A 16,079-nucleotide genomic window follows, 5' to 3' on the forward strand; every position below is an offset into this window, starting at 1 on the left:
GCGCGTTGCCTGCCGTGTGACTGATCAAGCCTGTTCACGCTTCCCTGTGCACTCACAACAGGAAAGCCAATGACTGACACTCGCGATGCGAAGATCCGGGTGCGCAACCTGAGCAAGGTGTTCGGTAACCAGCCTGACAAGGCGCTCACTCTGCGTGACCAGGGACTCAAACGTCCTGAAATTCTGGAAAAGACCGGCCAGACACTGGGCCTGTCCAATGTCGATTTCGATGTGATGGAAGGTGAGCTGCTGGTCATCATGGGGCTGTCCGGCTCCGGGAAGTCCACCTTGATCCGTTGTCTCAATCGTCTGATCGACCCGACAGAAGGCGAGATCCTGATCGACGGTCAGGACGTGGCCAAGCTGGATGAGAAATCGCTGCTGCGCTGTCGTCGCAAGCACTTCTCGATGGTCTTCCAGAACTTTGCGCTCTTCCCTCATCGTACGGTTCAACAGAATGCCGAGTACGGCCTTGAAGTGCGCGGCGAGGCGAAGGAAGTCTGTTTCCAGCGCGGGCGTGATGCACTCAAGCAGGTAGGACTGGACGGGTGGGAGGATGCCTACCCCGATCAGCTCTCCGGCGGCATGCAGCAGCGTGTCGGGCTCGCACGTGCATTGGCCAATGATTCTACCGTCCTGCTGATGGATGAAGCCTTCTCGGCACTGGATCCGTTGATCCGCAAGGACATGCAGCAGGAGCTGCTGGCGCTGCAGCACAAGATGAAGAAGACCACCATCTTCATCACCCACGATCTGGATGAAGCCCTGTCCATCGGTGATCGCATCATCCTGCTCAAGGATGGTGAAATCGTCCAGATCGGCACTCCCGAGACCATTCTCACCGAGCCCGCTGACGATTATGTCGCGCGCTTCGTCGAAGGCGTGGACATGTCGCGGATTCTGACCGCCCAGTCCGCCATGACGGATGTCCGTGCCACCGCGCGAGACGATGATGGCCCCCGTACGGCATTGCGCAAGATGGGAGAAAACGGCCTGGACAGTCTCTTCGTGGTGCGCCGCGACCGTACCGTTCTGGGAATCGTGACGGCAGAAGATGCCGAGCGTGCCGTGCGTGAGAACCTCACGGATCTCTCCAGTCTGATCCACTCCGATTGCTGTCGGGTCTCGCCTGATGAGCCCTTGCACAACCTGTTCGCGATGTTTGCTGGCCATCACCACCCGCTGGCAGTCGTGGATGAGCAATCGCGCTTGATGGGAGTCGTGGTCAAGGGATCCGTACTGGCTGAGCTGGCCGAAGCAGGGGAGGCGCATGCATGAGTGAATCGACAGGTTTCACCATTCCGAAGATAGAGCTGGGTGACTGGATCGAGGCAGGGCTGGATTACCTGACCAACAATTATTCCAGCGTGACCCGCGCCATTTCCAAGTTCACCGAGACCGGCATCGGTGCGCTCAATGACGCCCTGATGTGGATGCCTCAGTGGGCCTTGATCGCAATGGTCGCGCTGTTGTGCTGGCGGCTGGCGGGAACTCGCCTGGCGATCGGTTCCATCCTGGGCCTCGGCCTAATCTGGAATCTGGATCTGTGGGATCCGATGATCGAATCGCTCACCCTGGTGGTCATCGCGACGCTGGTGGCCGTGGTCATCGCCATCCCCCTGGGCATTCTGGCGGCGCTGTCGGATCGCTTCTATCGGGTCATCATGCCGGTTCTGGATTTCATGCAGACGATGCCGGCCTTCGTCTATCTGATCCCGGCCATTCCCTTCTTCGGTATCGGGTCGGTCTCGGCGATCTTCGCTACGGTCATCTTCTCGATGCCGCCGGCGATCCGTTTCACTACCCTGGGGATTCGTCAGGTGCCCAAGGAGCTGATCGAGGCCGCAGATGCCTTCGGGTCCACCCGTCGCCAGAAGCTCTTCAAGCTGCAGCTGCCCCTGTCGCTGCCGACGGTGATGGCGGGCATCAACCAGACCATCATGCTGGCCCTGTCGATGGTCGTCATCGCGGCCATGATCGGCGCCGATGGTCTGGGCAACGAAGTCTGGAAGGCGATCCAGCGTCTGCGTCCCGGAGATGGGTTCGAAGCGGGTATCGCGGTGGTGATCCTGGCCATGCTGCTTGACCGCCTGACCCAGACCTTGAGCAAGGAAAAGAAGTCACGCTCCTGAGGTGACTCACCTCGACCCACAAGCCGGCACCGCCTGTCGTGCCGGCTTGTCCCATCTCTTCAGGGCGTTTCTTGCCCACATTTCTGCACCGCGACACATTCTCCTGTTCTTTACACGTTGCATGGGGATGCGGCATTCGCGGCAGCCAGTCTTTCTGCTGGTCCTGTATTGATGAAAGGCTGACCTGATCGGCGATCAGGCAATTCTCGCCCTAAGAAATAAGTAGATTCAAATAAAGGGGAAGTTGATGAATAAGCAAGGTACTTCACGTAGCCATCTGACCATCACCGCCAAGGCACTGTTGCTGGGGGCCGCCATGTCATCCTCGGTGGTCGGTGTCAGCGCGGCTCATGCGGCAGGTGACAAGGGAGATGTCACCCTGGCGTATGTCGAGTGGTCCTCCGAGGTCGCCTCCACCAATGTCGTGAAAGCGGTGCTGGAAGCTCAGGGCTACAACGTCGAGCTCAAGGCGCTGTCCGCCGCCGCGATGTTCCAGGCGGTCGCCTTTGGTGATGCTGATGGCATGGTCGGTGCGTGGCTCCCCACGACCCATGAAGACTACATGGCCAAGGTCGGGCCCAAGGTCGAGGACCTGGGAGTCAACCTCGAGGGCACCAAGCTTGGCCTGGTGGTCCCGGCGTACAGCAAGCTCGAGTCCATCGAGGACATCACCTCGCATGCCGACGAGATTGATGAGCGTATCGTCGGTATCGAGCCAGGCGCCGGCCTGACCCGACTCACCGAGCAGGTGCTCGAGGATTACGATCTCGAGGATATCGACCTCACGACCGGTAGCGGCGCGACCATGACCGCAGCGCTGAGCAATGCCATCAAGGGCGAGCGGGATATCGTGGTGACCGGCTGGACCCCCCATTGGATGTTCGCGCGCTGGGACCTCAAGTACCTGGAGGATCCGAAGGGTGTCTATGGTGGTGCCGAGGAGATCCATACCCTGGCACGCAAGGGGCTCAAGGAGGACATGCCGGAGGTCTACGCGATCCTGGACAACTTCGCCTGGACGCCGGCGGACATGGGCGAGGTGATGCTCAACAACCAGGAGGATGATGCAGACCCCTACGAGACGGCCAAGGCGTGGGTGGAAAGCCATCCGGATATCGTCAATGAGTGGCTGCCGGCAACGGCTCAGTAACCTTCATCATGATGGCAGCGGTCTAGTCCACCTCGGCCTGCCATCAATGTGAGTAAGACCAAGACGAGACGCCCCCGCAGGCTTGCCTGCGGGGGCGTCTCGTCTATCAGGGTCGTCTATCTGTCTCACCATCCGTCTCGCCGATGCGGGACGTCAGCGACGCTCAAAAGGGGCAGGGGCTGCGGACTTGCATGCGCTCGCCGCTGACCGGGTGATCGAAGGCGATCATCTCGGCATGCAGCATCAGGCGCTCGGCCATGAAGAAGGCTTCATCACTGGCATACAGATCGCAGCCCAGGATGGGGTGGCCCAACTGCTGACTGTGGATGCGCAGCTGGTGGGTGCGCCCGGAGACGGGCGTGAATTCGACCCGGGTACGCCTGGGGGCCTCGAGCCGCTCAAGCACGCGATAGTCACTGATGGCGGTCTTGCCTGTCTCATGGCAGATCTTCTGCAACGGGAACTGATCCACGTCCTTGGCAATCGGCAGCGAGATCCGTCCACTGTCCTGCTCGACGTGTCCCAGCAGCATCGCGCGGTAGGACTTGTCGATGGTCCGGGCCTGGAACTGGCGCGTCAGGTTGCCGTTGGCCGGCTTGTTGAGTGCCACCAGCATGATGCCTGATGTGCCGAGATCCAGACGGTGCAGCAGCTTGGCGGTCGGGTATTCCTTGACCAGCCGATGGTGCAGCGAGTCCAGATTGAGCGGATGCTTGCCGGACAGGCTCAGCAGACCACTGGGCTTGTGGATCAGCAGGATGTCCTCATCCGCGTAAAGCACCTTGTAGGTCTCATGACAGGGCGGAACGATGAACGGGTCGGCTTGTGGCTGCATGGGATCTCACAGATGACGATGGGCGGTTCGACGGTGATGGTCGGCAAGGCGGGTGACGAGCTCGCCGTCACTCGTCAGGCAGCGGGGAGGCCAGCAGATCGATGTCTTCCCAGTGATACTCGTATTCCTCCTCCTCGGTGTCGTCGGGAGCTCGCCCGATGAACAGGCTGGCGGTGAAAGCCCGCACGAAGATCACCTCGCTGCCATCCAGTGCCGCAAGGCGCTCGCCTTTTCTGAGCTTCTTGATCTTGCGCTTGCGCGCCGCGACATCCTCACGCGCGGCGCGGGTCGCCTCTCGCCACTGGGCGGCAATCTCACCGGGAGCAGTGGACTGCGCCAGGAGTGCCGGCGGGCATTGCAGCGGAATATCTGGCGTGCCTTCATCCCGGATATGGTATTCCCAGCGGCTGGGGTCACCCTGTCGGGGAGCCTGCATCAGATGCTGGCGAATGAAGGTATGACCATGGGGATGCTCCAGCACGGTGTAGAGCACATTGCCGACCACGGCGTGATCCACCAGCGAGATGCCATGGTGATCGGAAGGTGTGTAGCTTGCCAGCAGGCGATCTACCAGCGTCTGACGAGCCACCTTGGGTGTTGCACTGTCGTCCCAGGCCATGTGGCCTCCCTTCCTGTAAGCATGTGACGGTGTATGCAGAACATGAGCCGTGCAGCTGTCGCCGACCTGAGCATGTCCTGCATCGAAAAGCCGGCCATTGTCTGTTTTGGCACGGCGCAGGGCAAGTCATGCTTGATCTCGCGTGCCGCGTCGATGGGCGCGCATCGCGGGTGCCGCATGGCTGGATGTGAGGGGCATGGCGCGAGGGGCTTGGCGTAAGGGGCATGCGTGCTTCGATCAGCACGCAGGCGCCTTCACGCAAAAGGCCCCGCCATGGCGGAGCCTTCGAGAGCGTGTGGCGATCAGGTGCCAATTACGGTGCGAGCATCACCTTGTGCCACTCATTGTCTTCGGTATCCAGACGCTGATAACGGACCCGGTCGTGCAGGCGTGATGGCTGGCCCTGCCAGAATTCGATCATCTCGGGCACCACGCGATAGCCACCCCAGTGCTCAGGGCGCGGGACATCACTGTCGGCATAGACCTTCTCGAAGCGGCCCTGTCTCTCGCTGAGCCAGTCGCGATCCGGAATCTCGACGCTCTGCTGCGAGACCCAGGCCCCCAGCTGGCTTTCCTTGGGACGGGAGGCGAAGTAGTGGTCCGAGGTGGCGTCCGAGACCTTCTCCACGCGACCCTCGATACGGACCTGGCGCTCCATGGCAGGCCACCAGAACGTCAAGGCCGCATGCGGCACATTGGCCAGTTCGCTGCCCTTGTGGCTCTGATAGTTGGTATAGAAGATGAACCCTTGTGCGTCGTATCCCTTGAGCAGCACGATGCGCGCGTGCGGCTTGCCCTGGCTGTCCACGGTGGACAACGTCATCACATTGGCATCGTTGTCATCGGCGGAGAGTGCGCTGGTCAGCCATTCCTGAAACTGCTCGAAGGGTTCGGCCGGGGTGTTGTCAAGATTCAGGCCATCACCGGAGTAGGTTCTGCGCACGTCAGCGATATCGCGATTCATGGTGGGCTCCCTTGATGAATTGCTCATGTAATGTAAGGACTGTGTACCGTCGAGCGCCAGATCGCAAGGGCCTCAGGCCTGTGCCATGGGGCCGAGCTGTACCCACGCCATGTAAAGGCCGGTACCCACGGCGATGGAGAGCAGCGCATTGCGTCGCCAGAGGTGAAGGCCGGCCACGCAGGCGGCGGATATCAGCATGCCGGCACCTTCGGCCTGCATCAGCCAGTCGCGCCAGAGCTCGCTGCGAGCAAGCGTGGAGGGCAGATCACGGGGGGAGTCGCCGGGCAATGACATGGCAGACAGGGACACGATGATCAGCACGACCATCACGATGGCCGGCAGATAGCGACCCATGTGCAGGATCAAGGGATGTGCGGAATGGCGTGAGAGAAACAGGAAGGGGGTCACGCGTGTCGCGAAGGTCGCCAGCGCGGCCACGCCGATCAGCAGCAGTGCCTGGGTCGTTGTCATCGTGTCCGGCTCCCGTCGCTCAGAGAGCGCTGTTGATGGAGATAATGGCCGAGCAGAAGGACACTTGCCGCGGCGATGCTGCCGAGCAGCAGTTGGTCATGGGGCAGCACCCATAGCCCCGACAGGGTGATCACCAGGCCCAGCAGGAAGGGCCAGCGTTCCCGCAGTGCGTACCATTGCTCGATGCCGAGCACGACGAACAGGGCGGTGAGGGCAAATTCGATGCCGCTGCTGTCGAAGGTAAGCTGGCCGGCCGCCAGTCCCAGTGCGGTCCCCAATACCCACCACAGCTGGTTGAGCGCCGTAATGCGCAGCATCAGACGCTGATCATTGCGCCTGGCGGCCTTGTCATCCCGCTCACCGCTGCGCGGCAGGCTGGATAGCAGCGAGTAGGTCTCGTCGGTGAGACCGAAGATGAGATAGAGCTTGGCGATTCCGGCCTCGCGGAAACGCTCCAGCAATGACAGGCCATAGAACAGGTGGCGTGAGTTGAGCAGCAGGGTGGCGACGGCTACCTCCGTGACACCCGCTCCAGCGCCCAGCAGAGCGACCGCCAGGAACTGCCCGGCACCCGCCAGGATGATCACCGACATCAAGAGTCCCAGCCAGGGGCTCAGGGGTAACTGGGTGAACAGCACCCCGAAGGCGGCTCCCAGCGGGATATAGCCGAACATCACCGGTAGCGTCTGACGCAGCGCCTCACGCCATGCGCTGGCCGTGGTGATCGATTCAGGCTCGGCCATCTCCAGGGAGTGCGCACCGTCGTCGAGGGTGCGTGTCACGCCATCGGTGGTGGGTGTCGTAGGCATGAGGCGTACGGGGTTCCTGTCGGCTCAATGGGCATTGGCATCACGCAAGGCTGCGTGACGACCCGATCCCGAAGGGGGTCAGACGCATCAGCATAGCGTGACGATGATGGTGTGGCGATGCGGCCAAGGTGGCACTCTGCAGTGCAATCCTCTGGATTCTAGCGCCAATTGCCCAGCAAGCCACCGTCGAGCGCTGATCTGTCATTGGAATCCTCCGCCCATCTTCAAGGGATAAGCGCTGAGGTCGAGGAGAAAGGGGGAGAGGAAAAAGAGAAGCGGGAAGTTGGAAGCGGAAAGAGACAGGGACAGGGACAGAAATGAGCGAAGGGACAGGAACATCGAATGAATCGCCGGTCGTGCAGACAGAGCGCCAGGCCTGATGACAGATAGCGCCCAGGGGGCGCTATCTGTCAGGTCCTCGTCGGCGGCCTTTTACCCCATGGGGGCGCCGGCCCGCATCACGACTGAGGCTGACGCTTCAGATTGCGCGAGCGAAAGCGAGCATACGCCATGCTGGCGAGGAACAGGCCAAGTGCCGCCAGCGCCTCCAGTATGCCGACCACCCCATGGCCGGGTACGCTGGCCAGCATCACGCCCTGCATGAGATAGAGCAGACTGACGAAGGCCAGCCAGACGTGGCCGCGGGCGCGACGAGTCAGCACGGCGGGCAGGAAAAGGGCAATGGGCAGCAGGCGAATCAACAACGGCACCAGGCCGGTATTGTCACTCTGGGCCATCAACTGGATGCCACCTACCAGCAGGATGACGGCCAGGGCCGCGAAGCTCACGATCACGCCGCGGCGGCTCTTGGCCTCGAGGGTGTCGAGGCCCTGTTCACGTTCCATTCGTTCAAGCCAGGCGCGCATCTATCGGTTCTCCCTGAGGGGTTGCATGGCGAGGGCCAGACGCGCAATGCGCTTGCCTTGTGCGACGGCCAGGCGTCTCTCATGGTCGTTCACGTCATTGTCACCGCGCTTGCCGCTGACATGGGTGGTGCCATAGGGCGTGCCGCCCTGGGTGGTTTCCAGCAATTCAGTGGCACTGTAGGGCACACCCGCATAGACCATGCCGTGGTGAAGAAGAGGCACCAGCATGGTCATCAAGGTGGTTTCCTGACCGCCATGCAGTGAGCTTGAGGCACTGAAGGCGGTGGCGGGCTTGTCGATCAGTGCCCCGTTCATCCACAGCTCGCTGGTGGAGTCGAGGAAGTACTTCAGCGGAGCGGCCATGTTGCCGAAACGGGTCGGGCTGCCAAGTGCCAGGCCTGCACACTGACGCAGGTCATCGAGGGTGGCATACATGGCACCGCTGTCGGGGATTTCCGGCGTGGTCTGCTCGCAGGTCGTCGAGACTTCGGGGACACGGCGCAGGCGGGCCTGGATTCCCGGAATGGACTCGATGCCAGCGACGATCTGCTCCGCCAGGGTCTGGGTCGCACCGTGACGCGAGTAATAAAGCACGAGCACATAGGGTGTCGTATCGGGGGACGTACTGGAATGGGTGTCAGCTGACATGGGCGTCCTCAGGTCACGAAGGGATCAGGCGTCGTCGAGCAGGGCGAGTACATCCTGCGGTGGTCTGCCGATGATGGCGCGCTTTCCGTCATCGAGAATCGGGCGTTGCATCAACCTGGGCGTGGCAGCGATGGCGTCCAGACGTCGTGCATCATCGGGTCCCTCAAGGGCGAGCGCCTTCCAGTCACTCTCGTTCTCTCGCGTCAGGGCTTTCGCCCCGCCTTCGAGTCGAGCGGCCAGCGCACTCAGCTGCTCACGGCTCAACGGGGTGTCCAGGTAACGAATGGTCTCGAATTCGTCGCTTTTCAGGCGTGACTCCAGCAACGCGAGGGTTTCGCGTGACTTGGAGCAGCGCGGGTTGTGATAGAGTTTCAGCATTGGCATGACTGTCTCCGTTTCCGGACAGGCGGTAAGGCGAATGGACTGTGCCGTCAGTGATTCCTGACGGCAGCTTCACATCAGGGATGCATTGTAGAGGGGCGCATGAGAATGCCACAACTGCCACAACTCAAGCGGATGACGCCTGCCATCGGGGTCGTCCTCAAGCTGGTCTCACGTTTCAACTATCACGATGGCAAGAAGACTGCCTCCGCCTTGACCTATACCACCCTGTTCGCGGTGGTGCCTCTGATGACGGTGATCTACTCGATGTTCGCCGTCATCCCGAGCTTTGACGGTGTCGGGCAGCAACTGCAGACCACCGTCTTTGCCCAGTTCCTGCCCTCCACCGGCGAGACGGTGCTTGAGTACCTCAATGAGTTCTCGGGCCAGGCTCGCAATCTGACCTCCGTGGGCCTCATCTTTCTGTTCGTCACCTCGGTGTTGATGATGATCACCATCGAAGGGGCGTTCAATGCCATCTGGCAGGTACCGGAAGGGCGCAAGGGGCTGTCGAGCTTTCTGATGTACTGGGCGGTACTGACACTCGGGCCGCTGATGCTGGGGTCCGGTTTCCTGCTGTCTTCCTATCTGACTTCGCTGTCGTTCTTCGATTCAGCGGCCTCGATGTTGGGCGGCAAGGCGGTATTGCTGCGCCTGTTGCCACCATTGTTGAGCGCGGTGGCCTTCACCTTCATCTACGCCGCGGTACCCAATTGCAAGGTGCGCCTGCGCGATGCGGCCGTGGGAGCGGTGACGACAGCTTTGGCACTGGAACTGGCCAAGGCCGGGTTCTCGTTCTACGTCACGCAGTTCCCGTCCTATCAGGCCATCTATGGTGCCTTTGCGGCAGTGCCACTGTTCCTGCTGTGGGTCTTCCTGTCCTGGTGCATCGTGTTGCTGGGGGCGGAAGTGGCGGCCTGGATGGGGGAGCGCTCCAACGCTGACTGGCATCGCTGGCCACCGTTCTGGCAGACCCTGGGGGCCGTGATGCTGCTCAAGGATGCGCATGAACGGGGCGAGCCGCTCTCGGATGACAGCCTGACCGAGGTATTGGGCAGCCGCTATCGTCGTGTACTCAAGCCCTTGATTGAGGAGAACATCGCCAGCCAGACCCAGGATGGTCAGTGGGTGCTGGGACGTGATCTCAATCACTATACGCTCTGGGAGCTGGCGCGAGCGCTGCCCTGGGATCTGCCGGCAGGCGAGGCCGGCGAAGCGCCGCACCCTCGTCTGGAGCCGTTGCGAGAAGCGTTGGCTCAGGCGCGTCAGGCCGAGAAGGAACGCATGGACTGTGGGCTGGTGGAGGTTCTGCCCAGTGTCGGTGAGGTCGAATCTGGCTCTGCCCACACCGGCGACCCCCTTCCGACGAATCCGTCATCCACCTCCTCCATGGCGACGTGAGTTGTTCTTGGGTGAATGCGAGATGACAGCAGGCCCTCGAGTGGGCAGAATGCGCACCTCACGACCTGCCTGAGGCTGGAGGATGCAAGCTGCCAGGCAATGCAAAAGGCCCGACTCCGGTACGGGCCTTTTCATGTTTCGTCGCTCAGGATTTCTTGCCGCGCGCATCGCCATGACGGCATGGACAACGGCTTGCATGACCGCCGTGGCGCAGCGGTAAAGATCCTGAGCTGGACCTTCTGCGTGCAGGTCGCGCAGGAACTGAAGAAGACTCGACAGTGTGGCGCATCATTTCCGGCGCGCCATTTCATGTATCAGGGAGGCGCGCGCGTTTCCCGCTGGAGGTGACCCCCTGCCGATGAATAGCTCTGCTCCTGAGACGACCCCACTGGTCAAGTTGCGCTCCATCACCAAGACGTTTGGCGAGCGCAAGGTGCTCGACAGCCTGGATCTGGATTTGAAGGATGGTGAGTTCGTGACCCTGCTAGGCCCCTCAGGGTGTGGCAAGACGACCGTACTGCGCTTGATCGCAGGCTTCGAGGACCCTGATGCGGGTACCATCACGCTCGAGAACGCGGCATTGCAGCACACGCCTGCGCACCTGCGTCCGGTCAATACCGTCTTCCAGAGTTATGCGCTGTTTCCGCACATGAATCTTTACGACAACGTGGCCTTCGGGTTGCGCATGGAGAAGGTGCCCAAGGCCGAGATCCACGAGCGTGTGCGTGAAGCGCTGGAAATGGTGCAATTGGCGCATCTGTCCGACCGTCGTCCGGACCAGCTCTCCGGTGGCCAGCAGCAACGTGTCGCCATTGCCCGCGCCGTCATCAAGCGCCCGCGTGTCCTGTTGCTGGATGAGCCGCTCTCGGCATTGGACTATAAGCTGCGCAAGCAGATGCAGAATGAACTGAAGCGTCTTCAGCGCCGTCTGGGCATCACCTTCGTCTTCGTCACCCACGATCAGGAGGAAGCGCTCTCCATGTCCGATCGTGTGGTCGTGATGCGGGAAGGGGGGATCGAGCAGATCGGCACGCCGCGTGAAGTCTATGAGTCGCCGAGCACGTTGTTCGTGGCGCGCTTCGTCGGCGAGATCAATCAGCTGGCGGCACGCGTCGAGCGGCCTTCCACAACGCCGGGGCGCATCCACGTCGAGGTGCTGGGAAAGTCGCTGGAGCTGAGCAGCCACGGCCGCGAATACCTGGGTGGCGAGGCAGTGCAGGTGCTGCTGCGCCCGGAGGACATGCGACTCAAGTCCGCCGAGGACAGCGAAGGCTTCGCGGCCCGTGTCATCGAGCGCAACTACAAGGGCATGACGCTGGATACGGTGCTGGAGCTCGACAGTGGTCAGCAGCTGCTGGCCAGCGAGTTCTTCGATGAGGATGATCCGGACTTCGATTATCGTCTCGGTGAGCGCGTCAAGGTCAGCTGGGTGCCGGACTGGGAAATCATCCTGCCGGATGATGCCCCCGTGGAGGCGGGGGCATGAGTGTGGTGCGCAATCCCTTCAAGACGGCCACGCTGACCATCATCTGGGGCTGGCTGATCGTGCTGGTACTGGCGCCCACCTTGCTGGTGGTACTGGTCAGCCTGATGCCCGAGGGCAGTGGGCAGCTACTGAGTGGCGACATCTCGCCTGCCACGCTCTGGCAGGGCTTGCTGACCAATTACGGCCAGATGATCAGTCCGGTCTATCTGGGAGTGTTTGGCCATTCGCTGTGGATCGGACTGGTCACGACCCTGATCTGCCTGGTGCTCGGCTATCCGTTCGCCTGGATGATCTCGCGTGCCAGCCCCCGGATGCAGCCGCTGCTGCTGCTGCTGGTGATCATCCCGTTCTGGACCAACTCGCTGATTCGCATCTATGCCCTGCGCACGCTGATCGCGACCCGTGGGCTGCTCAATGATGTGCTGATGACTCTGGGGCTGATCGATACTCCCCTGCGGCTTCTGTATACCGAGGAGGCGGTGATCATCGGGCTGGTCTACATGCTGTTGCCCTTCATGATTCTTCCGCTCTACGCGGTGTTCGAGCAGCTCAGCCGTCCGACCCTGGAGGCGGCACGCGATCTCGGCGCCAATGGTCTGGCCACCTTCCGTCATGTGGTGTTGCCGCTGACCATGCCTGGCATCATCGCTGGCGTGCTGCTGGTGTTCCTGCCGGCGATGGGCATGTTCTATGTGTCGGATCTGCTGGGTGGCTCGCGTCATCCCTTGATCGGCAACATCATCAAGGGACAGTTCTTGGAAGCCAACAACTGGTCCTTCGGGGCGGCCATCAGCGTGATGCTGACACTGGTGATGGCCTTCCTGCTGCTTGCGTATTACCGCAGCGTGAAGCTCTTCAAGCGGGAGGTGACACTATGAGCCTGAGCCGCCCCCTGCGCGTGTTCAGTCGTTGCTACATGACGCTGATCTTCACACTGCTGTACGTGCCGATCCTGGTGTTGATCGGGATTTCCTTCAATGATTCGCGCAATCCATTCCTCTGGGGTGGCTTCAGTCTGCGCTGGTACGACAAGCTGCTGGGCAACGCCAATCTGATGGATGCTGCGCTCAATACCCTGTGGCTGGGCGTGACGGCGGCGACTCTCGCCACGCTGATCGGCACCCTGACCGCCACGGCGCTGTACCGTTATCGCTTCCGGGGAAAGCCGCTGCTCAACGGCATGCTGTTTACCGTGATGATGATGCCGGACATCGTGATGGCGATCGCGTTCCTGGCGCTGTTCATCGCCTTGGGTATCCAGCTTGGCTACCTCTCGTTGCTGGTCTCTCATGCCACCTTCTGTCTGCCCTTCGTGGTGATCACGGTGTATTCGCGCCTGTCGGGGATCAATCCGCAATTGCTGGAGGCCGCACGTGATCTGGGGGCCAGCGAAGCACGAGCCGTCTGGCATGTGCTGGTGCCAGCGTTGATGCCGGCGATAGCCTCGGGTTGGCTGCTCAGTTTTACCCTGTCATTGGACGATGTCGTGATCTCGACCTTCGTCACCGGTCCGACCTTTGAAGTTCTGCCGCTGCGTATCTATTCCATGGTGCGCCTGGGGCTCAAGCCTGAAGTGAATGCACTGGCAACTCTGCTGCTTGGATTGTCACTCTGTCTGCTGGTGATTTCCCAGTGGTTGATCAAGGAGAAAAAATAACATGCAAGGTTCCCGTTTCCCGCTGCGCGCCGCTGGCCTGATGGCTGCCGTCAGCCTGGCATCCGTGGCGACATCCGCCCCCGTTCTGGCCGCGGATGACAGCGACAAGGTGCTATACGTCTACAACTGGACGGAGTACATGCCCGATGAGGTCATCGAGCGCTTTGAAGAACAGACCGGTATCGATGTCATCTACTCCACCTTCGATTCCAACGAAGCGATGTACGCCAAGCTGAAGCTGCTGGACAGCGACAACAGCTACGATCTCGTCTTCCCGTCGACGTATTACATCGACAAGATGGCGCGCGAGAATCTGCTGCAGAAGCTGGATGTCAGCAAGCTCAGCCATTTCAAGGATCTCGATCCCAACCTGGTCGACCGCGACTTCGACAAGGGCAATCAATATAGCGTGCCTTACATGTGGGGCAGCGCCGGGATCGGTTACAACCCGGACTATGTCGAAGAGGGCGCGCTGACCAGCTGGAACGATCTGTGGGATGACAAGTATCGTGACAAGCTGCTGCTCTCCAATGACATGCGCGAGGTCTTCCATGTCGCGCTGGCAAGCCTGGGCTACAGCGGCAATACCACGGACCCGGACGAGATCAAGGCGGCGTACGAGAAGCTGACCGAGTTGATGCCCAATGTTCGCGCCTTCAACTCCGATGCGGCGCGAGTGCCGTTCATGCAGGGCGAGGTCGATGCCGGTCTGATCTGGAACGGTGAGGTCTACCAGGCCAATGAGGAAGGCGTACCGGTGAATTACGTCTATCCCGAGGAAGGCATCATTCTGTGGATGGACACCATGGCCATCCCGTCCAATGCGCGTCACGTCGATGCGGCCTATCAGTTCATCGATTATCTGATCAGCCCGCAAGTCAGCAAGGAGATCAGCGAATACGTGGGTTACACCACGCCGAGCCTTGCCGCCAAGGAGATGATGGACCCCGAGGTGCGTGACAACCCGGTGGTCTTCCCGACGCAGCAGGATCTCGCACGTGGCGAGTTCCAGACCGATGTCGGCGATGCGCTGTCGATCTATCAGAAGTACTGGGAACAGCTCAAGACGGGTCACTGATCCTGTCATGACGCCAGACGTGTGAACGCACGAATTTGGCATGGACGCTTGAGCTTGGCTGACGCCCCGAGGCATTCTCTGTCTCGGGGCGTCGTCGTTTGCGTCCTCTGCGCCCCCGGGTGGCCAACCATCGCCCCGGGCGCTGGCAGGTCTTGATGACGACCTGCTCCCTGATTGCCACGTCCTGGTGAAGACTGGAGGGTGCCATGTCACGTTTTTCCCCTGCAATGATGTCGGCAGCGCATTCGCGCGAGATCACCCCTGATGAAGCGGATGCGCTGTTCAGTCGTGAGATGCAAGGTGTTGCTCCTCTGACGCGTGGCAAGGATCGCGCGGATGTGGCCACGGGGCCCAAGGCACCGAGCGAAGCACAGCTGGCCCGTCGGGAAGAGGCCCAGAAGGCGCTGGGCAATGAGCTGGATGGGTTGTCAGACAGTTACGTGGAGCATCTGTCGCCGCATGATCCGGTCGAGTATCGGCGTGATGGCATTCAGGTGGGCGTGCTGGACCGTCTGCGTCAGGGCGGCTACCCCCCTGAGGCACAGCTCAATCTGATGGGTCGGCCCTTGATCGAGTGTCGTCGAGAGGTCCATCGCTTCATTCAGGATGCCTGGGGCAGTGAATTGCGCTCGCTGCTGGTGATCCATGGCAAGGGGCGTGATGGCGAATCGCATGCTGCCTTGATTCGCTCCTACCTGGTGCATTGGCTGCAACAGATGCCGGAGGTGCAAGCCTGGAGCAGTGCTCCGCAGCGTCATGGTGGCCTAGGGGCAACGCTGGTGATGTTGCGCAAATCCCGTGCGGCGCGTGACAACAACCGCGAACGTCACCAGAAGCGTCGCGGCTGACGCTTCGCTTCAGGGCTCACCACGCAGAACTCACGTCACCAGGCCTTCAGGTCTTCTGCGAGCAGGCAAGCAAAGGCCCGCCACGATGAGGTGGCGGGCCTTTTTGCATGCATGCGGAGGGGGGACTCGCGCCGGCTGACTCATTGCACGCTGTAGCCGCGTCCGCTGAAGCAGGCACTCAATGCGCGACGATAGGTGTCGGCATTGCCGGCGGTCACCGGGGGGGCGGCGGAATTGGCATCCGCGCCACTTTCCTGATTGGCCCAGCGATGACACTCGTAGCGATCCCTGGCCTGCTGGTCCTGGCTCTGCCCCTTGGAGGGATAGGCGATGACATCCACCGCGGGGGCGGAGAGCGTCGCCGGAGCAGGGGCCTGGACCGGCAGGTACTGTTGCTGGCTGGCCTCCCAGAGGTAATAGGTGCCCGCCGCCAGGTAGTAGAGAGTGGCGCCAACCCAGATGCCGCGAGCGCCTGCCGGCAGTCCATGCCCGTGGCCGGGGCCGCCCGGGGCCCAGCGTACCAGCGGCCCAGGGCCACTATGCCCGATGAAGATATCCGGGCCATCCAGACGTGGGTGCCCCGGACCGGCCATTGCCGATGCGGCCGGCAGGGCAGTCAACAGGGCAAGTGACAGCGCGAGGCTGCGCGTGGATCCTTTTCTGCTCATGCATTCAACTCCTCTGCATCAATCCGTCACGCCGATTATGCGCCTGCTGCGCTCGTTCAGTGTGCA

18 protein-coding genes are annotated in these 16,079 nt (G+C 61.4%); 9 read left to right on the forward strand and 9 right to left on the reverse strand.

Annotated elements, in window-relative coordinates:
• Positions 1-69 precede the first annotated feature (69 nt).
• The 3 genes from BOH68_RS07840 (at position 70) to BOH68_RS07850 (ending at position 3,282) form a co-directional block, all read left to right on the forward strand.
• Complete coding sequence (locus BOH68_RS07840; RefSeq protein WP_077376594.1) at positions 70-1,278, forward strand: quaternary amine ABC transporter ATP-binding protein; 1,209 nt, start codon at positions 70-72, stop codon at positions 1,276-1,278.
• Entirely contained in the window at positions 1,275-2,132 is an 858-nt protein-coding gene (locus tag BOH68_RS07845; protein ID WP_077376591.1) for an ABC transporter permease, read from the forward strand. Before BOH68_RS07840 ends, BOH68_RS07845 begins: the two co-directional genes overlap by 4 nt.
• A gap of 247 nt (positions 2,133-2,379) precedes the next feature.
• Positions 2,380-3,282, forward strand: a complete 903-nt coding sequence (locus BOH68_RS07850; RefSeq protein WP_077376588.1) for a glycine betaine ABC transporter substrate-binding protein — start codon at positions 2,380-2,382, stop codon at positions 3,280-3,282.
• Between the two features lie 163 nt (positions 3,283-3,445).
• On the opposite strand, the gene BOH68_RS07855 is transcribed toward BOH68_RS07850, so the two are convergent.
• The 8 genes from BOH68_RS07855 to BOH68_RS07890 form a co-directional block, all read right to left on the reverse strand.
• On the reverse strand, positions 3,446-4,117 hold the full coding sequence (locus tag BOH68_RS07855) for an RluA family pseudouridine synthase (RefSeq protein WP_077376585.1): 672 nt from the start codon (positions 4,115-4,117) through the stop codon (positions 3,446-3,448).
• Between the two features lie 67 nt (positions 4,118-4,184).
• On the reverse strand, positions 4,185-4,736 hold the full coding sequence (locus BOH68_RS07860; protein ID WP_077376582.1) for a hypothetical protein: 552 nt from the start codon (positions 4,734-4,736) through the stop codon (positions 4,185-4,187).
• A gap of 313 nt (positions 4,737-5,049) precedes the next feature.
• Entirely contained in the window at positions 5,050-5,700 is a 651-nt protein-coding gene (gene pdxH, locus BOH68_RS07865) for a pyridoxamine 5'-phosphate oxidase (protein ID WP_077376576.1), read from the reverse strand.
• A gap of 72 nt (positions 5,701-5,772) precedes the next feature.
• Complete coding sequence (locus BOH68_RS07870) at positions 5,773-6,171, reverse strand: branched-chain amino acid transporter permease (protein WP_077376573.1); 399 nt, start codon at positions 6,169-6,171, stop codon at positions 5,773-5,775.
• Positions 6,168-6,980: an AzlC family ABC transporter permease gene (locus BOH68_RS07875; protein ID WP_258038268.1), complete on the reverse strand. Its 813-nt coding sequence runs from the start codon at positions 6,978-6,980 to the stop codon at positions 6,168-6,170. Before BOH68_RS07875 ends, BOH68_RS07870 begins: the two co-directional genes overlap by 4 nt.
• Positions 6,981-7,438: 458 nt before the next feature.
• Positions 7,439-7,846 (reverse strand): DUF2069 domain-containing protein, encoded by a 408-nt coding sequence (locus BOH68_RS07880; RefSeq protein ID WP_077376570.1) that lies wholly within the window; start codon positions 7,844-7,846, stop codon positions 7,439-7,441.
• The gene (gene wrbA / locus BOH68_RS07885) at positions 7,847-8,494 is read right to left on the reverse strand and encodes an NAD(P)H:quinone oxidoreductase (RefSeq protein WP_077376567.1); all 648 of its coding nucleotides are present in this window, start codon (positions 8,492-8,494) and stop codon (positions 7,847-7,849) included.
• Between the two features lie 24 nt (positions 8,495-8,518).
• A complete protein-coding gene (locus BOH68_RS07890) occupies positions 8,519-8,878 on the reverse strand; it encodes an ArsC/Spx/MgsR family protein (RefSeq protein WP_077376564.1) in 360 nt (119 codons plus the stop codon).
• 99 nt (positions 8,879-8,977) lie between these two features.
• Between BOH68_RS07890 and BOH68_RS07895 the strand changes: the two genes are divergently transcribed.
• The 6 genes from BOH68_RS07895 to smrA all read left to right on the forward strand — a co-directional run bounded on the left by BOH68_RS07895 (position 8,978) and on the right by smrA (position 15,345).
• On the forward strand, positions 8,978-10,276 hold the full coding sequence (locus BOH68_RS07895) for a YihY family inner membrane protein (protein ID WP_077376561.1): 1,299 nt from the start codon (positions 8,978-8,980) through the stop codon (positions 10,274-10,276).
• A gap of 358 nt (positions 10,277-10,634) precedes the next feature.
• A complete protein-coding gene (potA, locus tag BOH68_RS07900) occupies positions 10,635-11,762 on the forward strand; it encodes a spermidine/putrescine ABC transporter ATP-binding protein PotA (RefSeq protein ID WP_077376558.1) in 1,128 nt (375 codons plus the stop codon).
• Positions 11,759-12,640, forward strand: a complete 882-nt coding sequence (gene potB / locus BOH68_RS07905) for a spermidine/putrescine ABC transporter permease PotB (RefSeq protein ID WP_077376555.1) — start codon at positions 11,759-11,761, stop codon at positions 12,638-12,640. The genes potA and potB overlap by 4 nt, the downstream gene beginning before the upstream one ends.
• On the forward strand, positions 12,637-13,419 hold the full coding sequence (gene potC, locus BOH68_RS07910; protein ID WP_077376552.1) for a spermidine/putrescine ABC transporter permease PotC: 783 nt from the start codon (positions 12,637-12,639) through the stop codon (positions 13,417-13,419). Before potB ends, potC begins: the two co-directional genes overlap by 4 nt.
• Position 13,420: 1 nt before the next feature.
• Positions 13,421-14,497 (forward strand): ABC transporter substrate-binding protein, encoded by a 1,077-nt coding sequence (locus BOH68_RS07915; protein ID WP_205632690.1) that lies wholly within the window; start codon positions 13,421-13,423, stop codon positions 14,495-14,497.
• A 206-nt stretch (positions 14,498-14,703) separates the two neighbouring features.
• A complete protein-coding gene (smrA, locus tag BOH68_RS07920) occupies positions 14,704-15,345 on the forward strand; it encodes a DNA endonuclease SmrA (RefSeq protein ID WP_308457333.1) in 642 nt (213 codons plus the stop codon).
• Between the two features lie 140 nt (positions 15,346-15,485).
• Here smrA and BOH68_RS07925 read toward each other — a convergent pair whose 3' ends face one another.
• Positions 15,486-16,013 carry a hypothetical protein gene (locus tag BOH68_RS07925; protein ID WP_077376549.1) on the reverse strand — a complete coding sequence of 176 codons (528 nt, stop codon included), beginning with the start codon at positions 16,011-16,013 and terminating at the stop codon, positions 15,486-15,488.
• Between the last annotated feature and the right edge of the window lie 66 nt (positions 16,014-16,079).

The organism is Cobetia sp. MM1IDA2H-1, from assembly GCF_002916775.2.
GTDB lineage: Bacteria > Pseudomonadota > Gammaproteobacteria > Pseudomonadales > Halomonadaceae > Cobetia > Cobetia marina.

Coding starts and splice junctions, on each gene's coding strand:
- BOH68_RS07840 (WP_077376594.1), top strand. CDS start 70: ATGACTGACACTCGCGATGCGAAGATCCGGGTGCGCAACCTGAGCAAG.
- BOH68_RS07845 (WP_077376591.1), top strand. CDS start 1,275: ATGAGTGAATCGACAGGTTTCACCATTCCGAAGATAGAGCTGGGTGAC.
- BOH68_RS07850 (WP_077376588.1), top strand. CDS start 2,380: ATGAATAAGCAAGGTACTTCACGTAGCCATCTGACCATCACCGCCAAG.
- BOH68_RS07855 (WP_077376585.1), bottom strand. CDS start 4,117: ATGCAGCCACAAGCCGACCCGTTCATCGTTCCGCCCTGTCATGAGACC.
- BOH68_RS07860 (WP_077376582.1), bottom strand. CDS start 4,736: ATGGCCTGGGACGACAGTGCAACACCCAAGGTGGCTCGTCAGACGCTG.
- pdxH (WP_077376576.1), bottom strand. CDS start 5,700: ATGAATCGCGATATCGCTGACGTGCGCAGAACCTACTCCGGTGATGGC.
- BOH68_RS07870 (WP_077376573.1), bottom strand. CDS start 6,171: ATGACAACGACCCAGGCACTGCTGCTGATCGGCGTGGCCGCGCTGGCG.
- BOH68_RS07875 (WP_258038268.1), bottom strand. CDS start 6,980: ATGCCTACGACACCCACCACCGATGGCGTGACACGCACCCTCGACGAC.
- BOH68_RS07880 (WP_077376570.1), bottom strand. CDS start 7,846: ATGCGCGCCTGGCTTGAACGAATGGAACGTGAACAGGGCCTCGACACC.
- wrbA (WP_077376567.1), bottom strand. CDS start 8,494: ATGTCAGCTGACACCCATTCCAGTACGTCCCCCGATACGACACCCTAT.
- BOH68_RS07890 (WP_077376564.1), bottom strand. CDS start 8,878: ATGCCAATGCTGAAACTCTATCACAACCCGCGCTGCTCCAAGTCACGC.
- BOH68_RS07895 (WP_077376561.1), top strand. CDS start 8,978: ATGAGAATGCCACAACTGCCACAACTCAAGCGGATGACGCCTGCCATC.
- potA (WP_077376558.1), top strand. CDS start 10,635: ATGAATAGCTCTGCTCCTGAGACGACCCCACTGGTCAAGTTGCGCTCC.
- potB (WP_077376555.1), top strand. CDS start 11,759: ATGAGTGTGGTGCGCAATCCCTTCAAGACGGCCACGCTGACCATCATC.
- potC (WP_077376552.1), top strand. CDS start 12,637: ATGAGCCTGAGCCGCCCCCTGCGCGTGTTCAGTCGTTGCTACATGACG.
- BOH68_RS07915 (WP_205632690.1), top strand. CDS start 13,421: ATGCAAGGTTCCCGTTTCCCGCTGCGCGCCGCTGGCCTGATGGCTGCC.
- smrA (WP_308457333.1), top strand. CDS start 14,704: ATGTCACGTTTTTCCCCTGCAATGATGTCGGCAGCGCATTCGCGCGAG.
- BOH68_RS07925 (WP_077376549.1), bottom strand. CDS start 16,013: ATGAGCAGAAAAGGATCCACGCGCAGCCTCGCGCTGTCACTTGCCCTG.